20 protein-coding genes are annotated in these 24,805 nt (G+C 42.3%); 5 read left to right on the top strand and 15 right to left on the bottom strand.

What is annotated here, in order from left to right; genetic code table 11:
* The first annotated feature begins 2 nt into the window (after positions 1 to 2).
* From HMPREF9447_RS15125 to HMPREF9447_RS15135, 3 genes are read left to right on the top strand one after another with little or no spacing between them, the layout of a single operon-like run.
* Complete coding sequence (locus tag HMPREF9447_RS15125; protein ID WP_009130617.1) at positions 3 to 902, top strand: lysophospholipid acyltransferase family protein; 900 nt, start codon at positions 3 to 5, stop codon at positions 900 to 902.
* On the top strand, positions 895 to 1,911 hold the full coding sequence (locus tag HMPREF9447_RS15130; protein ID WP_009130618.1) for a glycosyltransferase family 2 protein: 1,017 nt from the start codon (positions 895 to 897) through the stop codon (positions 1,909 to 1,911). Before HMPREF9447_RS15125 ends, HMPREF9447_RS15130 begins: the two co-directional genes overlap by 8 nt.
* Before the next feature lie 47 nt (positions 1,912 to 1,958).
* Positions 1,959 to 2,480 (top strand): methylglyoxal synthase, encoded by a 522-nt coding sequence (locus HMPREF9447_RS15135; RefSeq protein ID WP_009130619.1) that lies wholly within the window; start codon positions 1,959 to 1,961, stop codon positions 2,478 to 2,480.
* A gap of 221 nt (positions 2,481 to 2,701) precedes the next feature.
* Here HMPREF9447_RS15135 and HMPREF9447_RS15140 read toward each other — a convergent pair whose 3' ends face one another.
* The 10 genes from HMPREF9447_RS15140 to HMPREF9447_RS15185 form a co-directional block, all read right to left on the bottom strand.
* Positions 2,702 to 3,397 (bottom strand): outer membrane beta-barrel protein, encoded by a 696-nt coding sequence (locus HMPREF9447_RS15140; protein WP_009130620.1) that lies wholly within the window; start codon positions 3,395 to 3,397, stop codon positions 2,702 to 2,704.
* A gap of 5 nt (positions 3,398 to 3,402) precedes the next feature.
* Entirely contained in the window at positions 3,403 to 4,485 is a 1,083-nt protein-coding gene (locus HMPREF9447_RS15145; protein ID WP_009130621.1) for a DUF4848 domain-containing protein, read from the bottom strand.
* Between the two features lie 38 nt (positions 4,486 to 4,523).
* Positions 4,524 to 4,907 carry a DUF3244 domain-containing protein gene (locus tag HMPREF9447_RS15150; RefSeq protein WP_009130622.1) on the bottom strand — a complete coding sequence of 128 codons (384 nt, stop codon included), beginning with the start codon at positions 4,905 to 4,907 and terminating at the stop codon, positions 4,524 to 4,526.
* Positions 4,908 to 5,039: 132 nt separating this feature from the next.
* Positions 5,040 to 6,725 (bottom strand): hypothetical protein, encoded by a 1,686-nt coding sequence (locus HMPREF9447_RS15155; RefSeq protein ID WP_009130623.1) that lies wholly within the window; start codon positions 6,723 to 6,725, stop codon positions 5,040 to 5,042.
* Positions 6,726 to 6,914: 189 nt separating this feature from the next.
* Positions 6,915 to 7,619, bottom strand: coding sequence for a porin family protein (locus tag HMPREF9447_RS15160; protein WP_009130624.1), 705 nt, complete (start codon positions 7,617 to 7,619; stop codon positions 6,915 to 6,917).
* 125 nt (positions 7,620 to 7,744) lie between these two features.
* On the bottom strand, positions 7,745 to 9,448 hold the full coding sequence (locus HMPREF9447_RS15165) for a coiled-coil domain-containing protein (protein WP_009130626.1): 1,704 nt from the start codon (positions 9,446 to 9,448) through the stop codon (positions 7,745 to 7,747).
* A 141-nt stretch (positions 9,449 to 9,589) separates the two neighbouring features.
* Positions 9,590 to 10,711 carry an ATP-binding protein gene (locus HMPREF9447_RS15170; RefSeq protein ID WP_009130627.1) on the bottom strand — a complete coding sequence of 374 codons (1,122 nt, stop codon included), beginning with the start codon at positions 10,709 to 10,711 and terminating at the stop codon, positions 9,590 to 9,592.
* Between the two features lie 508 nt (positions 10,712 to 11,219).
* A complete protein-coding gene (gene folB, locus HMPREF9447_RS15175; protein WP_009130628.1) occupies positions 11,220 to 11,582 on the bottom strand; it encodes a dihydroneopterin aldolase in 363 nt (120 codons plus the stop codon).
* A gap of 117 nt (positions 11,583 to 11,699) precedes the next feature.
* Positions 11,700 to 14,399 carry a 4-alpha-glucanotransferase gene (locus HMPREF9447_RS15180; RefSeq protein WP_009130629.1) on the bottom strand — a complete coding sequence of 900 codons (2,700 nt, stop codon included), beginning with the start codon at positions 14,397 to 14,399 and terminating at the stop codon, positions 11,700 to 11,702.
* Positions 14,400 to 14,533: 134 nt separating this feature from the next.
* Positions 14,534 to 17,071 carry an adenosylcobalamin-dependent ribonucleoside-diphosphate reductase gene (locus tag HMPREF9447_RS15185; RefSeq protein ID WP_009130630.1) on the bottom strand — a complete coding sequence of 846 codons (2,538 nt, stop codon included), beginning with the start codon at positions 17,069 to 17,071 and terminating at the stop codon, positions 14,534 to 14,536.
* A gap of 340 nt (positions 17,072 to 17,411) precedes the next feature.
* On the opposite strand from HMPREF9447_RS15185, the gene HMPREF9447_RS15190 reads away from it, so the two are divergent.
* Positions 17,412 to 18,146 carry an NADPH-dependent oxidoreductase gene (locus tag HMPREF9447_RS15190; protein WP_009130631.1) on the top strand — a complete coding sequence of 245 codons (735 nt, stop codon included), beginning with the start codon at positions 17,412 to 17,414 and terminating at the stop codon, positions 18,144 to 18,146.
* Here HMPREF9447_RS15190 and dnaA read toward each other — a convergent pair.
* From dnaA to HMPREF9447_RS15205, 3 genes are all read right to left on the bottom strand, one after another.
* Complete coding sequence (gene dnaA, locus HMPREF9447_RS15195; protein WP_009130632.1) at positions 18,143 to 19,531, bottom strand: chromosomal replication initiator protein DnaA; 1,389 nt, start codon at positions 19,529 to 19,531, stop codon at positions 18,143 to 18,145. The two genes, HMPREF9447_RS15190 and dnaA, sit on opposite strands and share 4 nt — an antisense overlap.
* Before the next feature lie 349 nt (positions 19,532 to 19,880).
* Positions 19,881 to 20,774: an MlaD family protein gene (locus HMPREF9447_RS15200; RefSeq protein ID WP_044138259.1), complete on the bottom strand. Its 894-nt coding sequence runs from the start codon at positions 20,772 to 20,774 to the stop codon at positions 19,881 to 19,883.
* 18 nt (positions 20,775 to 20,792) lie between these two features.
* Positions 20,793 to 22,040 carry an N-acetylmuramoyl-L-alanine amidase family protein gene (locus HMPREF9447_RS15205; RefSeq protein ID WP_009130634.1) on the bottom strand — a complete coding sequence of 416 codons (1,248 nt, stop codon included), beginning with the start codon at positions 22,038 to 22,040 and terminating at the stop codon, positions 20,793 to 20,795.
* A 141-nt stretch (positions 22,041 to 22,181) separates the two neighbouring features.
* Between HMPREF9447_RS15205 and HMPREF9447_RS15210 the strand changes: the two genes are divergently transcribed.
* Positions 22,182 to 23,150 carry a hypothetical protein gene (locus tag HMPREF9447_RS15210; protein ID WP_009130635.1) on the top strand — a complete coding sequence of 323 codons (969 nt, stop codon included), beginning with the start codon at positions 22,182 to 22,184 and terminating at the stop codon, positions 23,148 to 23,150.
* A 244-nt stretch (positions 23,151 to 23,394) separates the two neighbouring features.
* Here HMPREF9447_RS15210 and HMPREF9447_RS15215 read toward each other — a convergent pair whose 3' ends face one another.
* Positions 23,395 to 24,348, bottom strand: coding sequence for a glycosyltransferase family 2 protein (locus HMPREF9447_RS15215; RefSeq protein WP_009130636.1), 954 nt, complete (start codon positions 24,346 to 24,348; stop codon positions 23,395 to 23,397).
* Between the two features lie 56 nt (positions 24,349 to 24,404).
* Positions 24,405 to 24,779, bottom strand: coding sequence for a GtrA family protein (locus HMPREF9447_RS15220; RefSeq protein WP_044138216.1), 375 nt, complete (start codon positions 24,777 to 24,779; stop codon positions 24,405 to 24,407).
* Between the last annotated feature and the right edge of the window lie 26 nt (positions 24,780 to 24,805).

Here is a 24,805-nt window from a genome sequence, read left to right on the forward strand (position 1 = left end):
ATATGAAATCGAAACTTGTCTACTGGCTGACCTACACGGGTATGTGGCTTTTGGCACTACTCCCTTTCCGGTTGCTCTATATACTTTCCGATGGACTCTATTTCCTGATGCGGCATGTGGTGCATTATCGCCGCAGAGTGATTCGCAGGAATCTGAAGAACTCTTTTCCTGAGAAGTCCGAAGCAGAGTTGCGTGAGCTTGAACGTGAGTTTTATCACTATATCTGCGACTACATGCTGGAGGAAATCAAGATGATGCGTATGTCGTTCGAAGACCTTTCCCGGCGTATGGAGTATGGCAATACCGAAGAATATCTTGCCATGATTGAAAAGCACGGAGGTATCGTTGTACTCATTCCCCACTATGCCAACTTTGAGTGGCTGACGGCGATGGGAGCCTTCATGAAGCCGGGCGATGTGCCATTGCAAGTCTATAAACCTTTGCGAAACAAGTATGTGGACGAGATGTTTAAGATTATCCGTGCCCGTCACGGTGGTTACAATGTGCCGAAACATTCTACTGCCCGCGAAATCATCCGGTTGCGTCGAGAGGGCAAACGGGTGGTTGTAGGCTTGATAACCGACCAGTCGCCCAATCGCAATGAAGCCAACCACTGGACTACTTTCCTGAATCAGGACACCGTATTTATGGATGGAGGTGAGCGCATTGCCAAGATGATGAACTATCCTGTTTTTTATTGCGAGTTGGAAAAACATCGCAGAGGATATTGTAAAGCCTATTTTGACTTGCTGACTGAAAACCCGAAGCAGACTGCCGATGGAGAAATCACCGAACTGTTTGCGCGCCGCTTGGAACAAACCATCCGTCGTGCCCCTGCTTATTGGTTCTGGTCGCATAAGCGTTGGAAGCTGAAACGCGAAGATGTGAAACATAATGGATAAGATAGCAGTCGTCATATTGAATTGGAACGGATGTGATATGCTTCGTTCGTTTCTTCCTTCCGTGGTAAGCCATTCCGAGGCTGACGGCGCGGTGGTGTATGTGGCGGATAACGGTTCTACGGATGCGTCTGTGGAGATGCTCCGCCGTGAGTTTCCTTCCGTGCATTTAATCTTGCTGAAAGAAAATCATGGTTTTGCCGATGGTTATAATCTGGCTTTGCAGCAGGTAGATGCCGAATATGTGGTACTTCTCAATTCGGATGTGGAAGTAACCGGACACTGGCTCCGCCCATTGACCACTTATATGGATGCACATCCTGAGGTGGCTGCCTGCCAACCTAAGATACGCAGTTGGCGACAGAAGGAGATGTTTGAATATGCCGGGGCAGCGGGCGGCTTTCTCGACCGTTACGGTTACCCGTTTTGTCGCGGTCGGATTATGGGGGTGATAGAAGAGGACAGGGGACAGTATGACACCATCATTCCTGTATTCTGGGCTACGGGTGCGGCTTTGTTCATCCGTCTGGAAGATTATCGCGAAGCTGGCGGACTGGATGGACGCTTTTTTGCCCATATGGAGGAGATAGATTTGTGCTGGCGGCTTCGTGCCCGTGGGCGGCAGATTGTATGTGTGCCGCAGAGCGTGGTTTATCATGTAGGTGGTGCTACACTGAAAAAAGAAAATCCCCGTAAGACTTTCCTCAATTTCCGTAATAATCTTGTCATGCTCTACAAGAACTTGCCGGCAGAAGATTTGCTTCCGGTGATGCGTATACGCGCTTTCCTCGACTATGTGGCGGCATTGAACTTTTTACTTAAAATGCAGTTCTCCAACGCATTGGCAGTGATTCGTGCCCGACGTGAATATCGTTCGTTGCGTTCCTCCTTCACTCCGGCCCGTGAAGAGAACTTAAAAAAAACTTCCCTTTCCGTGATACCCGAATGGACAAAAAGCAGTATCTTGGCGCAGTATTACTGTCGTGGGAAGAAATACTTCTCGCAATTATAGCTTTTTTCTTTTTACCGATTGTTTATTATTTAAAACGGTATTAGTTTATGGAAAAATTAGTTAGAAAGATTGGACTGGTGGCACACGATGCCATGAAGAAAGACCTCATAGAATGGGTTCTCTGGAACTCGGAATTGCTGATGGGGCACAAGTTTTATTGTACAGGTACTACGGGGACACTCATCCTCGAAGCCCTCAAAGAAAAACATCCCGATGTGAAGTGGGACTTCACCATCTTGAAATCCGGTCCTTTGGGTGGTGACCAACAGATGGGTTCCCGCATTGTGGACGGTGAGATAGATTACCTTTTCTTCTTCACCGATCCCATGACCTTGCAGCCGCACGATACGGATGTAAAGGCCTTGACCCGCCTTGCCGGAGTAGAGAATATCGTCTTCTGCTGCAACCGCAGTACGGCAGACCATATCATTTCGAGCCCGTTGTTCGTTGACCCGACGTATGAGCGCACTGTTCCGGATTATACCGGTTATACCAAGCGATTTGAAGATAAACCGGTGGTTGCTGAGGCGGTGGAGTCTGCAAAGAAGCGGAAGAAAAAGAAAGGATAAAGGAGAAGACGAGTTCTCCGATGGGAATAAAAGGGGGGGAAGGCTTTCGTGTTTGGAAAGTCTTCCCCTTTTTCTATGTGAATTTTTGGGGTGACTATAACAGAAATAAGGACGACTTTTTGCGATTGTATTACATTTAGTATGTATTACAGCAATTGAAGGCGATAAAAGGATTGAGTAATTATTATTGGCCGTCCGATAATTCTCATGGTGAGATTGATTTAGAATATATATCCTACAGACAATTGATATCCATAATCTCTCATATCACACTGGCTCTGTATTTCCTTAATGGATTCATAGTACTGGAAAGATACTGTGTAATGTCCGTTAACTACGGCTTTCAGTCCCGCAACTCCTCCATAAGTCCAGTGGCGGAGAGCATCAAGTTCTAGATTATAATAATAACCGGGTGAGTTACCACTGGGAAATTCACTAGAATATCCTTTCATTGGGTTCCACTTTTCATGTATTGCCTTGCCATCAGTTGGAGATGTGATTTCTAACGGGCATTTGCCGGCACTGAAGTTATACGAACCATATATTCCGACAGAAGGAATCAAACTTAATTTCTTGCTAATCTGGATATTGTATCCCACCTTTAGCGGGATAACGATATGGTTTAGTTTTATCTTAACATCTGGAAATTGGGGATGCATACTATATGGCAGTTCCATATTGCTTTGGGTTTGCATGAACGATGCCCCCGACATCAGCATCCAGTGCCTTTTGAACTCATAATCCACAGTTACCCCAATTTGGAATCCGGCTCCCATACCACCTTTCTTCTGAACGCATTTATTACTGCTTTTGAAATGTGTCAGGTTCATTCCTGCATCTATACCGATTTTTACTTGTGCGGAGACTTGTAGTGATAGGTATAGTGCTAATAATAGAAATAGTGTAAGTTTTTTCATAATTATTATTTTATAAGGACTACTGTGAATTTTCCTCCGTATGCATTACTTGGATCTAATTTAGGCAATGTGTGGGTTCCATAGTTTCCGTATTTTCCTTCATAATCTACATATACATTCTTATATGACACTTGTTCCGATGTATTGACAGTCAGGTCTGTCCATACAGATATTGTTCCCGATAGAGAAGCGGCATCGAGTTTCAGCCCACCTGTACGAAAGTCAATCTTGCCATTATTACGGAATGCGTGGAATCGTATATAGTCAACTGGGTAATATACTCCTGCAACATTACGAAGCTCGAAGAACATTGGAGCTGCATCTAATTGAAAATATACATCTCTGTGATTATCTCTTTTCCAGCCACGCCATGTTTTCTTTTGGCAGCCTACATGGACTTTGATTTCCCTTGAACTTTCCAGGTCTACTCTACCTGTTGTCTTTTTCTTGTCTTCAATGAAATTTTGAAAGTTGAAGTGATTCGTCTCGCCGGGGCCTGGGATGTATGCAAATACTGCTTTATCAGATTCACTCATATCATTAGTGAGAGAAACTTCTTTAACTTTACTCCCAATAACAACTTTGCGATTACTGTTTATAAAGTAAGTAGAATTATTATCACCGTCGGGGACGTAGAGTGACAAATCTTCATCGTCATACTTATTGACAACCAATAGACCTTTATATTTCTCTACATATTGAGAGTATTTGCTTTTGAAGTCTGACTCGCTGGTAGCTGCACTTGCTATCTCTTCCAATTCTTCATCGGCTTTCACGGCAAGTTCCTGCAAGGATATGAAATTATTGGAATCTACATAAGCCAATTTGTCTTCAGTAGACATGTTGCTGATTTCTTTTAAAGATAATTGATAATCAACTTCTGAAGCAAATTGTAAAGCTGTTTCTCCCTGTACGGAACTTCTTGTTTTACTGTTATCTATAGGAATAATGTCTCCTTGGTCGGTAATTTGTACTACCTGAAACTTTTGCGGTTGTGAAGTAGGATTGTCAATTTGTAGTTTGTTCTCTTCATCTTGGCACGAAATGGTGGCTAATGCAATAGCCGCCAGAAATAATAATTTCTTCATAATTTAAAATTGTTTTTGATGTTAATAATATGGATTGGTTAATATTCTTCTAATACTATTTCTGCTTTTACGTCCAACGTAGGTGAGGTTATCTCAACTGTGTAAGGATAGGTCTTTGGGGTGTATATGTACAACATCTTGCCTTCATAAATGAAGGTTTGCGGTTCATAAATTACGGTTTTACCGTTGTTGTCCTTAACTGTGATTTCTGCATCGTGTAGAGGAGATTGGAAGTGAATTTGCAGATTTTTGTCAATGTCATGTACTTCCAAGTTAAAATCTAATGGAGAACGGGTGATGCTTTTATTGAATTTATCACAGAATTTGAAACTTGATTTTTGCTTTTGTCTTTTAGTCGTAGACGCACTCGTTGGTATAATAAGTAATACCGATAATAAGATAAATAGAAATTTTGCTTTCATATTTTTACAATTGTTTTATGGCTGCAAAATTAGGGCAAAGAGAAATAATAGGGAAAAAATAACAGTCACACTTTATATGTGTAACTGTTTGATTATTAGAATGTCATGGGTTGAAACAGTCACACTCCTCTTTTAAAGCTCATTCATGCGTTGTTTTATTCTTAATTTTCGTTGATTGATGGTGTGGGTATCACTATAACCGAAGCAAATTGCTATTGCTTTTGGTGCAAGCTGGGCCTCTTGCAAGCAGAGTAACACTATGTCATCTTCGGTCAATTTGGAGTATTTTTGATGGAGGGTATCAGCATATTCAGTATATATATTGAGTACGGTATCTTTTAATTTGCGCTGTTCGGCATTGGTTAATACTTTAATATCCTTTTTATCTGCAACTTTTTGGTTGAATAAGCTATCTACTTTTTTATAAATATCACTTTGAGTAAAAAGCCATTTGTGCAATCTTAGTTTTTCTTTTTGTAGTTTAGCAATGACTTGTTCTCTTATGTTAATTTGCTCTTCTTTAATCTTGTGTTCTTCTTCTAAATCAATGTGTTTTTGTTGCAGGAACGATATAATAGATTCATTGTTATCAATGATAGTCTGTAAAGAAGATAGTTCAATTTGAGTTTGGTGTAATTCTTGATCCTTTTTTAATTGCTGTCTCCGCTTTCGGTTAATCCGATTTTGATATATAAGTATAATCAGAAAACATGTTATACTGAAACTTATTATAATAATTTTCTGGGCACGTTCACCTCTCAGTTGCTCCTCTTTTAATTTTATTTTTGTTTTGTATCCATAAATCAGTTGCTGAACTTTTGTTGATTGTTCAATACTGACTAAGGAATCTACAATTTGTACATGTTCTTCTAAATAGGCACTTGCTGCTTCATAGTTTTTACGTTTTTTTTCTACTTCATATAAACTAAGAAGATCAGATGCTCTGCTATTGCTGTTTTCAATATTTGATTTGAGGTAGTGAATGGCTAAATCTTCATTTTCTCCTTTTTCGATTAGTAAACTGCCGAGGTGGCTGTAATAATTACCTCCTTTTGGGGAATTTGATAGCCATTTTATTGCATCCTGTGCATAATGTAGTGCAGAATCCAGTTCTTCGAATTGATAAAATTCAAGACTTAAATTGAATTTAGATGAGGCAATTAATGAAGAATCATTGGCTGCTACTGCATATCTTAGTGCTTTTTTTTGATTTGTTATGGTAGAGTCTTCATTATTAGTTACACAATAATATGAACTGATAGCATTCAGTGCAATCGATTTGTCTTTTTCCGTATAACAGTATTTATAGAGTTTTTGATATATCTTGGCTGCTTCTTCATAATATCCTGTATCAAAATACAGATTACCAAGAGAACTGAGTATATTCCTTTCCGTTTCTACTTCTTCCGGAAGGTTTGCTAATATTAGCAAACCTTCTTGCAAATGAGCTATGGCTTCTTCCGTACTGTTCATTTCCGCTTCAAGGCGTCCTTTATATAGAAAGGCTGTTGCTCGTTCTTTTTCGTCATTTCCATAATAGTGTAGAGCAATATCTAATAAAGAGTCACAGGGTAGCAAGGAGAGCTTGCACTTATCCGTAGCACGTGCAAGTAGCAATGCATAGCGTGCACATTCTTTGTCGGAAAGTTCTTCTATTTCTTCCGGCGGTAAGTTCAATATCCGGAGTGCACTGTCGGGATATTCTTCCATAATTGCATCGGCATGTGAGAATAATGTTCCTGTTTCGCTTTTATGTGAACAAGAAGATAGTAGTAATAAAACAGTAAGTAATGCTGTCGTTATCTTTAGGTTTGTCATAGGGTCGGTTGTTTTGTTGGCAGCAAAGGTATAAATAATTATTTAAGTATCTTATAATAATCGACCTATATAATAATTTAGTCTGTAAATAATGATTTTTCAGGCAGGTGATTTATATAATCAATGACTTCCCAATTTGGCAACGGACGATTGCCAAATTGGGAAGTTTCATCAGGTTTATTTTAAGGTTTAGAATGTATATCCTACAGACAGTTGATATCCATAATCTCTCATATCACACTGGCTCTGTATTTCCTTAATGGATTCATAGTACTGGAAAGATACTGTGTAATGTCCGTTAACTACGGCTTTCAGTCCCGCAACTCCTCCATAAGTCCAGTGGCGGAGAGCATCAAGTTCTATATTATTATAATAACCGGGTAAGTTAATAATGGGAACTTTGTAAGAATATCCTTTCATAGGGTTCCACTTCGTTCGTTCAATATTCCCCTTGCCATCAGATGATGGCTTGAGGTCTAACGGGCATTTACCTGCACTAAAGTTATATGAACCGTATATTCCGACAGAAGGAATCAAACTTAATTTCTTACTAATCTGGATATTGTATCCCACTTTTAACGGGATAACAATATGGTTCAGTTTTATCTTAGTATCTGGAAAATGGGGAAACATGCCATCGGACAATTCCATATTGCTTTGGGTTTGCATGAATGATACCCCCGACATCAGCATCCAATGCCTTTTGAACTCATAATCCACAGTTACCCCAATTTGGAATCCGGCTCCCATACCTCCAACTTTCTGAGCTTCGTGACTGTAGTGGCTCTTGAAGTGTGTCAGATTCATTCCTGCATCTACACCGATTTTTACTTGTGCGGAGACTTGTAGTGACAGGCACAAAGTTACTAGTACGAATGTTACAATTCTTTTCATTACAATAATAGTTTAGTTATTTTTCGGTTGCAAAGTTAGGGCAAACAATTATCATGAACGAATTTTTGCAGTCATACTGTGAAATTGCAAAGTGCTGGTAAATAAATAGATAGCAAAAGTAAGAGTCATATCTTGCTTTCTTCTTCATTCATTCTCTCCTTTATTTTGTATTTTTTCTGGTTGAGAGGATGTGTATCACTATAACCAAAGCAAATTGCAATGGACAGTGGTTCAAGAGATGTTTCTTGCAGGCAAAGGAACAATAGATCGCTTTCGGTTAGCTTGGGGTAGTTCTTGTGTAGGAAAGAAATGTAATCATTGTATAATTCGAATATAGTGTTTTTCAATTGTTCTTGTTCGGCAGTAGTCAATACCTTCATTTCTTTTTTATCCGAAACTATTTGCTTGGATAGTGTAATTACTTTTTTGTAAATGTTACTTTGAGTAAATAACCAATTGAGCAATTTTTGTTTTTCTTTTTTTAAATCGGCTATGGCTTGCTCTCTTTCTTTTATTTGCTGTTCTTTGTTTTCATGTTCTTGCTTTAAATTACTTCGTTCCTGTTGTAGTAGGTCGATCATTAACTGATTATTTTCAATAGTGGCTTCCAAAGAAGACAATTTATTTTGTGTTTGCTCTAAGGATTGTTCGTATTGGCGCTGAAGCTGCTTTTTCCGGTTTATGCGGTTTTGATAGATAATTATAATTAGGAGACAAGCGAATACAAAACCTGCGGTGGTACTTCGTACAATGCGATTGCCTCTTATTTGTTCCTCTCTTACTTGCATTTTTGTGTTGTATTCATAAATCAATTGTTGTATTTCGGTTGACTGTTCCATGTGATATAGAGAATCTATGATGGCAGACTGTTTTTCTAAATAGATATTTGCTGTTTTGTAATCTCCGTTTTCTTTTTCAAGGTTATATAAGCTTTTTAAACAAGAGGTCTTACCTTCAATGGGTATATCCTCCAAACTTTTGTTTAAATAATATCGGGCTGAGTCTTTGTTTCCTCCTGTCTTTAGAAGTAGGTCTCCGAGGTTAAAATAGTAATTTCCATGATTCTCTTTTTGTGGTAGTTCTATAAGGGCTTTCTGTGCATAAAACAAGGCAGAATCAAGTTCGTCAAATCCATCAAATTCGAGACTTAAATTGTGCTTGGACATCGCAATCTGTAGGGAATCTCCCGAGGCTATAGCATAATTTAGTGCTTTGCGTTGGAACATTAGGGTAGAGTCCTTTTCATCTATTAAACAGTAATATGTACTGATATTGTTCAGTGCTATTGATTTATCCAGATTGGTGGTACAGCATTGATACATAGCTTCATACACTCCTATAGATTCGTCATAATATCCGGCATCAAAATAGATATTCCCCAATGAGCTGAGTAGTAAATTCTTTGTTTTCAGTTCTTTCGGGAAATTTTGTATGATAGTCAAGCCTTCCTGAAGATATGAGATAGCTTCCTTTACTTTTTCCATCTCTACAGCCAGCCTTCCCTTATAGAGTAATGCCACTGCTTTTTCTTTTTCATCGTCATCATAATATTTGAAAGCGACATTCAATAGCGAGTCGCAAGGCAACAAGGAGAGCTTGCACTTATCCGTAGCATGTGCAAGTAGCAGTGCATAGCGTGCACATTCTTTGTCGGAAAGTTCTTCTATTTCTTCCGGCGGTAAGTCCAATAATCGGAGTGGACTGTCGGGATATTCTTCCATAAGTGCATCGGCATGCGAGAATAATGTTCCAGTTTCGCTTTTGTGTGAACAAGAAGATAGCAGTAATAAAACAGTAAGTAATGCTGTCGTTATCTTTAGGTTTGTCATAAGAATAGTTGTTTAGTCGGCGACAAAGTTAAGAATATTATTTTTAAAAGGTTTGTTCTTTGGGGAGTTCATTTAAAAATAAATTGAATTATACTATCCTTTTAAGGGAGCTTTCTTGTGTGTGTTTTTATCTTCGAATGGTTATAATAGAAACTCCTCTACATTATCTCGCGTGATAACTTTGAATGTAGCATTCGGGTAATTGTTAGTGAATGTTTTTGGAACTTTAGCAATCCTCTTGGGATTCCATTTAAATTCATAAGCTGTCAGTTGCCCGTTGCCTTCTTCAATGAAGTCAATTTCCTGCATGGCAGTGGTGCGCCAAAACCATGTGTTATACCACAGGTGATGGTAATGCAAGAATTTCATTCGTTCTGATACTATAAAGTTTTCGAATAATGCTCCAATATCAGGGCGGGTTTCGGCTAATGCAAAGTTGGCGATAACTGCATTGCGGATGCCATTGTCATAGAAATATATTTTCCGGCTACTCTTTAACTCGTTTCTTAAATTACGGCTGAAAGAGCCTAAACGGAAGATGATATATGACTGCTCCAATAAAATGACATAACGTTCCACCGTCTTTGGATCTAAATCACACAGTTGCCCTAATTCATTATATGAAACTTCGGAACCTACTTGGAAAGCAAGGGCTTGTAATAGCTTTACTATTTTGTCGGCTTTCTTTATATGTTCCCAGTCCAGAATATCCTTGTATAAATAACTGTCGGAAAGTTGTTTCAGAATTTCAACCTCTGAGCCGGGATGATTCACTACGTCCGGATAATAGCCATATACCAGCCGGTGGGGAAGTAGTCTTTTCTCATCCATAAGTCCATGATGATTTACCATCTCCTCAAAGGAGAGGGGATACATTTTATATTCCCATTTCCTTCCGGTCAGTGGTTCATTGATTTTGTTGGCAAGGTCGAAAGAAGAACTTCCGGTTGCTACCAGTTGAATGTCCTGCAATTGGTCTGTGATGAGTTTAAGTCTTATCCCAATGTCTTCAATTCGTTGTGCTTCATCTATGATAACAGTTTTATTATTGCCGAAGATATACTTCAAGCGCGTTGCCGAAATGTTTTCAAAAAGTGCACGAGTATCCTGTTCGTCTCCATTGAGCCACAGTATACCTTCTTCCCCTTCGAACAGATGTTGCAATAAGGTAGTCTTACCTACTTGGCGTGCCCCCATGATGACAATTGCTTTATCTTGTCCCAGTTTATTTCGTATGCTTTCTTCTAATACTCTTGTTATCATACTCTTATTGCTTTTTTCTGAAAGCAAAGGTAACAGATAATAAGCGTAAATCCAAAAATATTATGTTTTTTGCGGAATGAAATCCGCAAAAAACATGATATTTTTGGATTAGAACTCTCAAAGCCTATTCTGAAAAGCTATCTTGAAGAGTACTTGTATCTTTATGTTATATGCTGATACATAAGTGTTTGAAGTTTCCTACCGGTAGGAAACTCGCGTTTCTTCCCATGGGGACGACAGTTTCCTGCCCTTGGGAACGACAGTTTCTCCTAATGGGAACTCGAGTTTCCTTTAATGGGAACGCTCGTTTCCTCTAATGGGAACTGTCGTTCCCTTTCGTGGGAACGCGCGTTCCCCTTCGTGGAAACCGAACTCGGTGAGTGCTGACAAACCGTTTGTCAACACTCATCGTCACGTTGTCAGCACTGCAAGCAAACCCGCATCAATAAAGGGATTGAAGCGGGTCAGTGCTGGAGTGCTGACAACTTTGCAAAAAAAGTTATTGTAGTCAGGCTCTTTCGCAGTGCACTTCCACTCCTGCCGCATCCATATCGGCTCCCATGGGCGGGTTACGCTTGGCAAGTTTCAGTTCAATGCCTTTCACGGCAGGGAAGGTGCGGAACAGTCGTTTTACGATACGCCTACAGGCGTGTTCCAACAGTTTGGAGGGAATATCCATTTCTGCTTTAACGTTCTCGTATACATCGGCATAGCTCACGGTGTGCGTCACGTCGTCCGTCTCGGCAGCGCGGGCAATGTCGACTTTCAACCTCAGGTTAATGACAAACTCATTACCCACTTCGCGTTCCTGTTCACCTACACCATGATAGGCAAAGAAACGGACATTATCAAGAAATATGTAACTGTTCATAATCAAATAGAATAACTGATAAGTGACAAAAATAAGAATTCTCTACCACTGTACAAAGAAAACAGGCGGATAAGTCTTTGGACCTATCCGCCTGTTTGGCAATCGGGAGGGCGGTGATTATCCTTTCCGTCCCGTCTGTTCTATCAATCCTTTAATCTTTTCGTTCAGGCTTTCCGCTTTCATCAGTTGTTCCAGCGTCAGGTGCATGCGGTAGCGCCAGTAGTGTCTCGGGTTGGCGGGTACGTTGATGCGTTCTTCCTGCACATTGGGGTTGCGCCACTTGCCGTCCATAGCCATCCAGTCCTGCAGGGAGAGGATGCAAAGGATGGAGTTGCTGTAAAGATGGGCGCGTACCACTTCTTCGCAGAGCTCCGGAGTAGCAAATGCCGGTGCGGTGCCGTAATGCCCCAGTATGGAGTTGTAGTAGCGTTGCGTCTGTTGGAAATCTTCTTCCCACCAGCCGCGAAGCGTGGACATATCGTGCGTAGAGATGGTGCAAACCGAGCGGTATGGATACCAGTCCGGATGTCCGAACTCTTGCGACGGGTCTTTCGGCATACGTTGTATTTCCAGACTGAGGATGCGCAGATCGTTCATCACCCAAGCCACGCAGTCGGGTATCATGCCGAGGTCTTCTCCACACACCAGCATGCGGGTGGATTGCGTCAGTTGCGGCAATTTCTTCATGGCCTGGTCGCGCCAGAAGTCGTTGTGGCGGTGATAGTAGTACTGGTCGTACAAACGGTTGAAAGCTGCTTTGTCCCAGTCGTTCAGTGCACGGTAGATGTAATCGTGCTGCACGCCGATGCGGGGGTGGAACTTGTTCGGGTCTTCGCGGTCGGGCACAAAGAGCACATTGCTGATGAGTGCATATAATCCGTCGCGTATCCAGATGCTGTCCTCGTCCGTCTTTCCGGCAAAGTAGGCTTCCACCTTGCGTTGGGTGTCGAATTCGGGACGCATGCGATAAATTTCCCAAGTCTCCGTAGGCTCTATGAAGGTCTGTTTCACGTAATCCGTATGCGGGCCGAACATCTGTCCGAGGAAATACTCATGTATATACGGTTTCACGAAGAAGTCTTCGCGGAATGCCATTCCGTAGCTTTCTATCTCTTCGCGCGTCATCGGCAGGGCGGGGACGAATTGTCCCAACAGTCCGTGTACGGCGTGCATCGGGATTTCCCAGATACGGAAGAAGCCCAGAATGTGGTCGATGCGGTAAGCGTCGAAGTATTCCGACATCTTGCGGAAACGTTTCATCCACCAGGAATAACCGTCTTTCTCCATTACATCCCAGTTGTAAGTGGGGAAGCCCCAGTTCTGACCGTTCACGGAGAAGTCATCGGGTGGTGCACCCGCTTGACCGTTCAGGTTGAAGTAGTAGGGTTCTGTCCACGCTTCCACGCTGTTACGGCTGATGCCGATAGGAATATCACCTTTCAGTACTACGCCGTTAGCGCGTGCATGTTCCGTTGCTGCCAGCAATTGCAGGTGCAAGTGGAACTGGATGAAGAAGTAGATGGCGATGTGCGGATAGTCGGCAGACTCCGGGCGACACAGTTTCTCTATTTCTTCTGCTTTATATTCGGTGAACTTCGGCCATTCGCGGAAGTTGGGCGTCTTGTAGGCATCGCGCAGGTAGCTGAATGCAGCATAAGGCTGCAACCATTCTTTATTGTTTTCAAAGAATTGGCGGAAAGCTTCAGATGCCAGCACTTTCTCGCCTTCTTGTTTGTATATCAGGCGGAAATACTCCCATTTGGTTTGGTTTACTGCCTCGTAGTCCACGGTAGGAAGAGCGTTCAGTTCTTTCTGCCGCTTGTTGAATTCTGCCATTTTCTCTTTGTCCTTCAACGTTCCCATCTGTTTCAGGTCGGCATACATGGGGTGAAAAGCATAAATGGAAATGCTGTTGTACGGATAAGAGTCCGTCCACGTATGCGTCATGGTAGTGTCGTTGATAGGTAATATCTGCACGGCTTTCTGGCGGGTAAGTACTGCCCAGTCTATCATTTTTCTAAGGTCACCGAAGTCACCCACGCCGAAGCTCTTTTCGGAACGTAGCGAAAAGATGGGCACGGCTACTCCGGCACCTTTCCAGTCGGGCAGGGCAAAGTAAACGTAACGGTCGCCTATTACCAGCGTTTCGTTAGCACCTATCTGCGGGTCGGCCATGTAGCGGTTAGGGTTGTTTTCCCATGCCACGGCGCGGCGTTCTTTCTTATTATAAAGAATGAACTTATATTCCAGCGGGAAACTGATTTTTCCGGCATCCACTTCAATCTGCCATTCGGGGAAGTTGGCATCACTCATAAGAATGGCTTTGTCTGCATCCCAATCTCCCAACGCTTTCTGATTACCACAAATACCCAGACAGTGATCGTTGTCGATGCACGGAGCATACGCTTTTATCAACAACCCTTTTTTGTGGCTTTTTGGAGCGGCGTTGCGTTCGGGGTGCGCCAACAGGGATTCTGTGAAAGCGGCTGTGTAGAAGTATTGCTGTTCGGGCAGATTCTTCCAGCAGTCCTGCAGGCGGTATGCTTTCTTTTTGTCACCTGATACGTAGAGCGTGCGGGGAAGATTATCCCACTCCGTCCGTATGTTTTTGCCGTCACGATAGATTTGATAACTGTATTGAACAAGACCGTTTTCCGGTACTTGAATGTCCGCTTCTAAAGTCCAGTGAATACCATCTACGGTTTGTAGAGGTACGGCTTTTCCGGGTTGATTGTCACCCAGTTCAGGAACAGAGCCTATGACTCTGACCTCTTCACCCCAACTGGTGCGGTACTCGATATGAAAAGATAGTATCATATATATTAGATTTAGTAATAGCTGCAATGATTATGCAAGTATAGACATTATTCCGCATAATCACGCAGCTACCGCTATCTAAGTTTTTTAAATTCCTATGCAAACGTTTGTGCTTGCTTTTTGCACGTCAAACGTCATCCGCAACGCGAAGCTCCGCAAGTGGTGCAAATGAGGCAACCTTCTTGATATACAAGTGTTTCGTTGCCGCAATTCGGACATTTTTTGCCTTTGGCTTCTGTGCCGTCTGTGATGTATTTCTTCAAGGCGCGTTCCACACCGTTCTTCCAGGTATTGATGCTTTCGCTGTCCAGTTGCAGAGAACCAACGAGCTTGATTACCTGTTCGATAGGCATACGGTAGCGCAATACACCGGAAATTAGTTTGGCATAGTTCCAGTATTCCTTGTTGAACTTCTCGGACAGACCTTCGATGGTGACTTTGTAACCACGCTTGTTCTGGAACTGGAAGTCGTAACGCTTGTTGCCGTCCTTATCCACATTCTTGATGATGTGTCCGGAGGTAACATTCTTCGGCAGGATAATGCCTTCGTCATCATCTTGAAGACCGGTGAAGATTTCATAAGGATGACCATCCAGCAAACCGACGAACGCTACCCATTTGTCCTTATTGTTCTGGAAGCGTACAATGTCGGCTTCAAGTACTCTTGGACGGGTTTCTACTATCGTAGGTGGTTTGCACGGAGGTAGTTCTTCCTTTTTATCGCTCTTGGCAGAGATGAGTACGCCGGAACGGGAACCGTCACGATAAACCGTACAGCCTTTGCAACCGGACTTCCATGCTTCTACATACAGGCGGTTCACCAGCTCTTCGTCTACGTCGTTCGGAAGATTGATGGTTACGCTGATAGAGTGGTCCACCCATTTCTGGATGCGGCCCTGCATCTTGACTTTCATCAGCCAGTCCACATCGTTGGAGGTTGCTTTATAATAAGGTGATTGCTCAACCAAAGCGTCAACTTCTTCTTGTGTATAGCGTTTGGCAGGATCGTATCCTTTGGCTTCGAGCCACGTTACAAACTTGGGGTGGAAGACAATATATTCTTCAAAAGCATCGCCCGTATCATCCACAAAGTCAATGTGCACATTAGTGTCATTCGGATTTACTTTACGGCGACGTTTGTACACGGGCAGGAATACAGGTTCGATACCGGAAGTGGTCTGCGTCATCAAACTGGTGGTACCTGTCGGAGCAATGGTGAGGCAGGCGATATTACGGCGTCCGTACTTCTTCATTTCCTCATATAGTTCCGGGTCAGCTTCACGCAAACGATTGATGAACGGATTGTTCTTCTCGCGTTCAGTATCATAAATCTCGAAAGCACCACGTTCTTTTGCCATCTCTACAGATGAACGGTAAGCGTTCAGGGCAACAGTCTTATGTACTTCTTCAGAAAATTCTGTAGCTTCTTCCGTGCCATAACGCAATCCCAGTGCGGCAAGCATATCGCCTTCGGCAGTGATACCTACACCGGTGCGGCGTCCTTGTCCACTCTTCTTATATATCTTATCCCACAATACGCGTTCCGTGTGTTTCACGTCTTCGTTTTCGGGGTCGGCATCAATCTTTTCAATAATACGCTCAATCTTCTCTAATTCCAGATCGATGATATCGTCCATGATGCGCTGAGCTAAGGCTACATGCTTCTTGAACAAATCGAAATCGAAATATGCATCCGGCTTGAAAGGATTCACTACATAAGAGTAAAGATTGATGGCGAGCAAACGGCAGGAGTCATATGGACACAAAGGAATTTCACCACATGGATTGGTAGAAACAGTGCGGTATCCCAAATCGGCATAACAATCGGGGACGGACTCTTTTAATATGGTATCCCAGAATAGTACACCCGGTTCTGCTGATTTCCATGCGTTGTGGACGATTTTCTTCCACAGGTTGGTGGCATTGATTTCTTTCTGTACAGTCGGTTCGGCAGAATTGACAGGGTATTGTTGTGTATACGGGGTGCCTGTAACAACGGCAGTCATAAAAGCATCATCCAGTTTCACAGATACGTTAGCACCTGTTACTTTGCCTTCCGTCATCTTGGCATCAATGAATGCTTCCGAATCGGGATGCTTGATAGATACACTTAACATCAGTGCGCCACGTCGCCCGTCCTGGGCTACTTCGCGGGTAGAGTTGGAATAGCGTTCCATAAAAGGAACCAGCCCGGTGGAAGTCAGTGCTGAGTTCTTTACCGGAGAACCTTTCGGGCGGATGTGCGATAAATCGTGCCCTACGCCACCACGGCGTTTCATCAGTTGTACTTGCTCTTCGTCTACTTTGAAGATGGCGCCATATGAATCGGCTTCACCATCCACTCCGATAACGAAGCAGTTGGATAAAGATGCTACCTGGTAGTTGTTGCCAATTCCGGTCATCGGACTTCCTTGTGGAACGATGTACTTGAAGTGGTCGAGCAATTCGAATAACTCCTCTGCACTTAATGGATTAGAGTATTTAGCCTCAATACGGGCTACTTCATTGGCTATTCTCCAATGCATGTCTTCCGGCGATTTCTCGTAAATATTTCCGAAAGAATCCTTCACTGCGTACTTGTTTACCCAAACACGCGCAGCCAGTTCGTCACCCTGAAAATATCGTAAAGATTCTTCATAGGCTTCTTCGTAAGAATAAGTTTGTTTTTCCACGATGCTTTTTTCCTTAGATTTATTTTTTAATAAGTAAGAGTATAGAAGTAATACCTATCATTAACAAATGCGATTGCAAAGCTAAGCATGTTTTTTGTTATATCAAAATAAAAAGAGAATAAATTATGAACAGGGCGCAAGTTTTCCGTTTGCTAATAATAGTTAGTTGATTTATAGAATATTAGCAGTTTTGAGTGAACAAAAAGTTTTCCAAAAAGAAAATTTATACTAAGGTCATGATAAGCAGCATACTTGCTTTTAGAAAACATAGTCAAACTTTAGACTCGCTATTTAGCAATAGTCTGTCATTCTTTTCCTATATTTGCAAAAAAATGAAAGAATGGAAATCCTAAAACAAAGAAGAACAATCCGCAAATATCAGCAGAAAGATATTTCTCCTGATTTGTTAAATGATTTGCTTGATTCTGCATTCCGCGCTTCTACAGTGGGAAATATGCAGGTGTATAGTGTAATTGTAACGCGTGATGCTGATAGAAAAGCTAAGCTGGCACCAGCTCATTTCAATCAGCCGATGGTGCAGACTGCACCTGTGGTTTTGACATTTTGTATAGACCTGCGTCGTTTCAGCAAGTGGTGCGAACAACGAAAAGCTATTCCCGGATATAATAATCTTGAATGGTTTGTAACCGGGTCTGTAGATGCTTTGCTGGCAGCACAAACTTTTTGTGTAGCTGCTGAAGAAAAAGGTTTGGGGATTTGCTATTTGGGAACGACTACTTATAATCCGCAAATGATTATCGAAGCTTTGGAATTGCCGGAGTTAGTATTCCCCATTACCACTGTGACAGTGGGCTGGCCTGCTGAAGAACCTGCCCAAGTGGACCGTTTACCACTGGAGGCCATTATACATGAGGAAACTTATCATGATTATACGCCGGACGACATAGACCGCTTGTATGCTTATAAAGAATCTTTGTCTGAAAATAAGCAGTTTATTCTTGAAAATAATAAAGAAACACTGGCCCAGGTCTTTACGGATGTACGTTATAAGAAAGAGGACAACGAAGTTATGTCAGAGAATCTTTGGAATGTAATGAAAAAGCAGGGTTTTTAACCCTGCTTTTTTAATGATGCTTGAATGTCATCTATTTCAGCGCGGAAAGCTTTGTCTACTTCCCGTAATTCTTTAATGGTTTTGCAGGCATGCAGCACAGTTGCATGATCTTTGTTGCCAATCAACGTACCTATTTTGGCTGTAGAGAAATCCGTGTAGGTTTTAGCGAGGAACATGGCTATCTGACGTGCCTGTACCACTTCGCGTTTCCGTGATTTAGTGTGAATCGTAGCGATGTCCAGAGAGAAATGTTTGCATACCACATTGATAATGTCATCAACGGTGACTGCTTTACTTTCGTTTTTCACCACTTTCCGTACAATGCGTTGTGCCAGTTCAAGGTCAATCTCCTTATTATATATAGTAGAATGTGCCATGATGGAGATAACGATACCCTCCAGGTCACGAACACTATCGCCTACATTTTCTGCGATATAATCTATAACTTCCGCTGGGAACTGTAAACCGTCACGGTGGATTTTATTACGCAGAATGTTTTTGCGTAACTCTACCGTTGGTCTTTCCAACTCAGCTACCATACCCCATTTGAAACGCGTGATGAGGCGTTCTTCCATACCCTGCAACAGTACAGGAGCACGGTCTGAAGTTAGGATAAGTTGTTTGCCGTTCTGATGTAAATGATTGAAGATGTGGAAGAAAGTGTTCTGTGTCTTAGTAACACCGGCGAATTCTTGAATATCGTCAATAATCAATACATCTATTGACTGGTAGAAGTTGATGAAATCGTTTGTAGTATTGTTACGCACAGAATCTGTATATTGTACCTGGAACAAGTGTGCCGATACATATAATACTCTTTTATCCGTGTAGAGTTCCTTGATTTTTGTACCGATAGCATTTGCAAGGTGAGTTTTTCCTACACCTGATGCTCCGTAAAAAAACAGCGGATTAAAAATGGTCTTTGCCGGGTTTTGAGCGACAGCTTCTGCTACGCTGCGAGAAAGTTTGTTGCTATAGCCCTCAATAAATGTTTCAAAGTTGTATTCCGGATTCAGATGTGGGTCTAAATCTGCGATAGGAGTTTGCGGTATCTCTTTGCCGATTACCTTTTTTTGTGGAATAATAGTGCGGGGAGTAGATTCGAGGTTGACGGTAGTGCGTGAACTCTTATCCACCATAACATTATACAATAACTTGGTACCATCACCAATCACTTTGTATAGAGTTTTGCGCAACAAGTCAACGAACTTGTCCTCCAAAAACTCATAGAAGAACTGGCTGGGTACTTGTACGACCAGCGTCTTGTCCTCATATTTCAAAGGTATGATGGGGAGAAACCATGTTTTGTATGTCTGCTCAGGAACATTGTCTCTGATGATCTCAAGACAGCGGTTCCATAGCCCGACATGATTTAATTCACTCATAACGGCTTTAAATACATTTATTAATTAAGCAAAACTTCTACGCCTGCAAAATTGGCAATCTTATTTCAAAAAAACAAATGTGTTTTTTCTTGCTTTTCTGTTAAAAACAATAAGCTCTTTACTTTCAATCACTTATCTTATTTCATAAGAATAGCCCCTTGGGAGGGCTATTGCTTTTTTATAAGTCTCTGTATTATAATTGAATATACAAGTAAAGGATGGGATTTTAAACTTTTGGAACGATTCTGTAGAAAGGGATATTTTAGTTTCTACATGGACTTATCGGGTGTTTTCTTCCCAATTCAGTTATTGCCTTTTATTTAGACTCATTCTATTTAAAGGGACTTCTTTACTTATCTTTTTTGCCGAATAAGGAGAAATGAACATACCTTTTCGGGTGTGATTTCAGATCTTCAAGTAAATCGGCAGCATTGGCTGTTGTTGCATTCAGATTATTATAAAGTGACGGATCATTTAGTAGCAACCCGATTGTGTTATCTTTCCGGCCTAATTGGTCTGTAATCATTTTTACGTTTGCCAGTGTAGAATCTATGCTGGCGAATGCTGCAGAATAATCTATTTCCTTCAAGTTGTCACTGATAACGACAAAGTTATCGCCGATGGTGTTTAGTTTTTGGGTAAGCTGCGGAATGTCCTTACTCATAATAGCCTGTAACTGCCGGCTGGTTACTTCCATGTTTGCCATTGTGCTTTGCACACTATGCAATGTACCGGGAATTGCAGGGTCTCCGAGTATAGTATTTAGTGAAGCAAGGATGGAGTCTAGCTTGGGTAGCATTTTTTCTACTTGTGGCATTATCGTTGCTACCTGGTCCATTACACCGTTGTTGACGTTACCTTGCAGCGTGTCGCCTGTCAGATACTTTTCGCGGGGATTATTTGCCAGTAATAAATTCATCTTCACTCCGCCCATGAGCTCGGCAGTTAGTTCGGCTGTGCTACCTTTGGGTATGCGCAGTTCTGGATCTACGTCAATTTCTGCAATTACCTTGCCGGGTTCGTTATAGTCATAGTAGAGGTCACGCACGATACCTACACGGAATCCGTCAGCAAAGACCGGACTTGACTTTGTCAGTCCATTAATATTATGGAACTTTACGTAGAAATAGTTGGTAGGTTTGAACATGTGGATACCTTTCAGGTAATTGATGCCATATACCAATATGCAGAGAGCAACAATGCCCGCAAGTCCTATTCTAACTTCTTTAGTAAGATACTTCATCATGATGTTATAGTCTTATTATTTGTTTCTTTTCTTTTTAAACTCCTCAATAGCTGCGCTGACGTTCATTTTCTTTCCGTCCTTGAAAGCGATAATAAAAGCGTCTTTGAATTTCGGCGCTATTTCACGTTTAGTGCGTACTACCTTATTATAATCGGTCGACGCACCATAGGTATATTTATAAAGTCCGCCTTCCTGATAATGTTCTACACCTTTCAACCCTTTCAGCCGTTTGTCATTGGTGGCAATCGGACGAGAAGAAGTAAGTATTTGTATTTTAAACACAGGACCGGTGCTATCGGTTTGCTTGCCAGAAGCTTTTCCTGCATTTTGTTTGGTTCCGGCATTGTTGGCAGCAGGCGTTGTCGGCTTTTGGACTGTTTCACGAGTTGTATTCGTTTTTTCTTCGATTGTATCCACCTCTTCTATCTTGCCAGCATCTGTTTCTTCCGGTAGCACCGTGCGGCTGCTTCCAGTCATCCGTATTTCATGCTCGCGCTTATAGGAAAGAAAGGCGCGAAAAATTCCGTTGGCGAGTGTGGTGCTTCCTGCCTCTGAGTTGAGATAACGTTCTTCTTCCGGATGGGATATAAAGCCGAGTTCTACCAGAATACTGGGCATGGCACTAGCTTTTAGTACCAGGAAGCCTGCCTGATGTACACCGCGGTCTGCACGTTTGCAAGTGTGGCGGAACTCTTTTTGTACAAGCGAAGCCAGATGCACACTTTGGGACATGTACTTATCTTGCATAAACTCAAATATGATGTAAGACTCTGCCGAGTTGGGATTGAATCCTGCATATCGCGTTTTGTAGTCGCTCTCGTATAAAATAACGGAATTTTCTCGTTTGGCTACTTCCAGGTTTGCATCCGATTTAGCCAGACCGAGTGTCCATGTAGAGGCTCCTTTGGCAGTATTGTTCTTTGCTACGGAATTGGTATGGATGGAAATGAATAAATCTGCTTTAGCATTGTTGGCAATATCCGCCCGTTTGCCAAGTGGGATAAATACATCCCGTTCACGGGTATATATCACTTTTACGTCCGGACAATTCCTCTTTATTTGTCTTCCCAGTTTGAGCGCGACATTCAGGTTGATAGTCTTTTCTTTGGAGAACTTGCCTAAAGCACCAGGGTCATGACCTCCGTGTCCGGCGTCAATAACGACAACGAAATCCTTTGCTTCGATGCTGTTGGTGCAGAAAGGGGAAATGAACAGCCCGAAGCAAATGCAGATATACAATATGTGTCGTTTACAGAGTTTCATACCAAAAGTCGTTGCAAATGTAGTGGAAATTTATAGAAAACTGATGTTTTGCATGAAGTTTTGTTACTTTTCTCCTTGATTTGTGATAGATTTCTTTAAAACAGACTAACTTTGTATCCGCAAATTAAATAGAAAATAGGTATGTTAGTTCGTTTTCTTAAGAACTGGACATTGCCGTTGGCGATGCTTACAGGTACTTTGGGATACTTCATCCTTGCGAATGTCCCTTTCTTGGCGCCTACCAAACCATATATCAATGATTTGATTGCGTATATTACCCCTCTGCTGATCTTTGCTCAACTATTGCTCACTTTCTGTAAAGTAGAAAATCTGAATGAACTAAAACCCAAAGCGTGGCATGGTTGGTTGTTATTGTTTCAGACGGTCTCTTGTCTGGCAATTGCCGCATTGTTGGTATGTTGCCCTATGGATGAAATTTACAGGGAGGTGTTTGAGGGGGCAATGGTATGTGTGATTTGCCCTACTGCTACGGCGGCGGCTGTCATCACAGGCAAGCTGGGAGGTAGTGCGTCTACTTTGACTACTTATACCTTATTATCTAATTTGCTGGCGGCGGTGGCAGTGCCATTGGTATTCCCATTGGTGGAACCTCATGCCGATATGACTTTCTTTGTAGCTTTCCTGAAAATTCTAAGTAAGGTTTTTCCGCTATTGCTTTTTCCTTTCTTTCTGGCATGGTTCCTAAGGGTGTGTATGCCGCGTGTACATCATTTCTTATTGGGATTCCACGATCTTGCTTTTTATTTGTGGGGGGGAGCGCTTGCTATCGTATCCGGGCAAACGGTCCGTTCGTTGGTGATTAGTGATGCACCGGTGTCTGTTGAAATACTGATAGCGCTTGCCGGACTGATAGCTTGTGGCCTGCAATTTTTCCTGGGTAAGAATATCGGCGGACGTTATAATGACCGTATAAGCGGTGGTCAGGCATTGGGACAGAAGAATACGGTTCTCGCCATTTGGATGGCTTATACCTATCTGAATCCACTTTCTTCTGTAGGGCCAGGATCTTATGTGCTGTGGCAGAATCTGATTAACAGCTGGCAACTGTGGAAGAAAAGGAAAAAAGAAGAGCAGCTTCCTATTGAATGATAGGAAGCAAGTAGGATTAAGATATAAAGGCTAACCCGTTGGCCTGGCTTTAGTCAGGAATATATCAAATTGGTATCTGGTCCGTACCTGCTCCGTAGCAAATTCGGTTAAAAGTACCTTTAACCGAATTTGCTACGGAGCAGGTACGGACCAGATACGGGTCAGGTGTGAACAAAACCCGGTTTTGAGTCCTTTCAGGCACAGGGAAGAAAACATTAATTCCGCCAATGGGGAGACTATACTTTTAACGTAGCAATAATTCTTCTTCGTTGTAGCGCGGGCGATCTTTTACCTCAATATAGATTTTACCGATATATTCTCCTACAATTCCCAGAGATACTAATATAGCTCCACCCACCAGCCAGAGGGAAATCATCAAAGACGACCATCCCGGCACTGTGTTGTGGAGGAAGTAAGCGCGTAGCGTCCAGATAGTGACGCACACAGCTACAAGGATGAAGATACAACCTAACCAGAAAATCATACGCACAGGCTTGACTGAAAAAGATGTAATGCCGTCGATGGCAAAGTTCAGCATCTTCTTGAAAGGGTATTTTGATTCGCCCGCAAAGCGCTTATCACGGTTGTAGTAGACACAAGCAGTTTGGTAGCCGATGAGAGGTACCAGTCCGCGCAGGTAAAGGTTGCGTTCACGAAAGCGGCAGAGTTGGCGGACGGCGCGGCTGCTCATCAAGCGGTAGTCTGCGTGATTATAGACGGATTTTGCCCCCATTAGTTTCATCAGACGGTAAAAGACGAGAGCGGTGGTGCGTTTGAAGAAGGTATCAGTCTTGCGTTCCCGCCGCACGCCATATACAATATCGCAGCCCTCTCTGTAGCGTTCCAGCATTTCGGGGATGACGTTGATGTCGTCTTGTAAGTCGGCATCTATGGAAATAGCGGCATCACATCGTTCTTTAACAGCGTTTAGTCCGGCCATGAGTGCATTTTGGTGCCCTACATTTCCTGCCAGATTCAGACCGCAGGCATACGGAGTATTTTGGTGAAGGTCTTTGATGATGTCCCAGGTGCGGTCGGTACTACCGTCGTTTACATACAGTATGTAGCTTTTAGGAGATATGTGCCCTTCGGTTATCAGGCGGTTAAGCAATTGGGATAAGCGTTTGTGTGCTTCGTGTAAGACGGCTTCTTCCTTATAGCAAGGCACTACGATGGCAAGTACTGGGGATTTTTCCATAATCAATTATTCTTTTTGCAATATTCGTAAGAAATCGGGAGAAAAACAAATGATTGTTATCTCTTTTTGAAAATAAACCGGACTAACAGGAAATTGACCGGAATGGCAATACAGAATACCGGAATGGGGGCCATGGTTTTGGGAAGCCCTATCCAGAGGAAGAGATTGAATAGCCCCATGTGCAGTAAATAGTTAACTAAGTGCGCACCACCAAATCCAAAAGCCTTTCTCCATGAGGGTTTGCGGTTAAAGGTGAAGTAGGCGGTCAGGTAAAAATTGGCGATGAAGCTGATCACATATCCTATAGTGTAGGCTATATTGGCATTAATGAACCATTGAAACAAAAAATACAATCCATAATGTAATGCAGTGGCAAAAATGCCTACCAATGCAAAACGTATAAATTCCGGCAGTTGCTTCAGTTTTTTCATCTTTTTGATTTGAGGCGGTAAAGTTA

Source organism: Bacteroides oleiciplenus YIT 12058, from assembly GCF_000315485.1.
Classification (GTDB): domain Bacteria; phylum Bacteroidota; class Bacteroidia; order Bacteroidales; family Bacteroidaceae; genus Bacteroides; species Bacteroides oleiciplenus.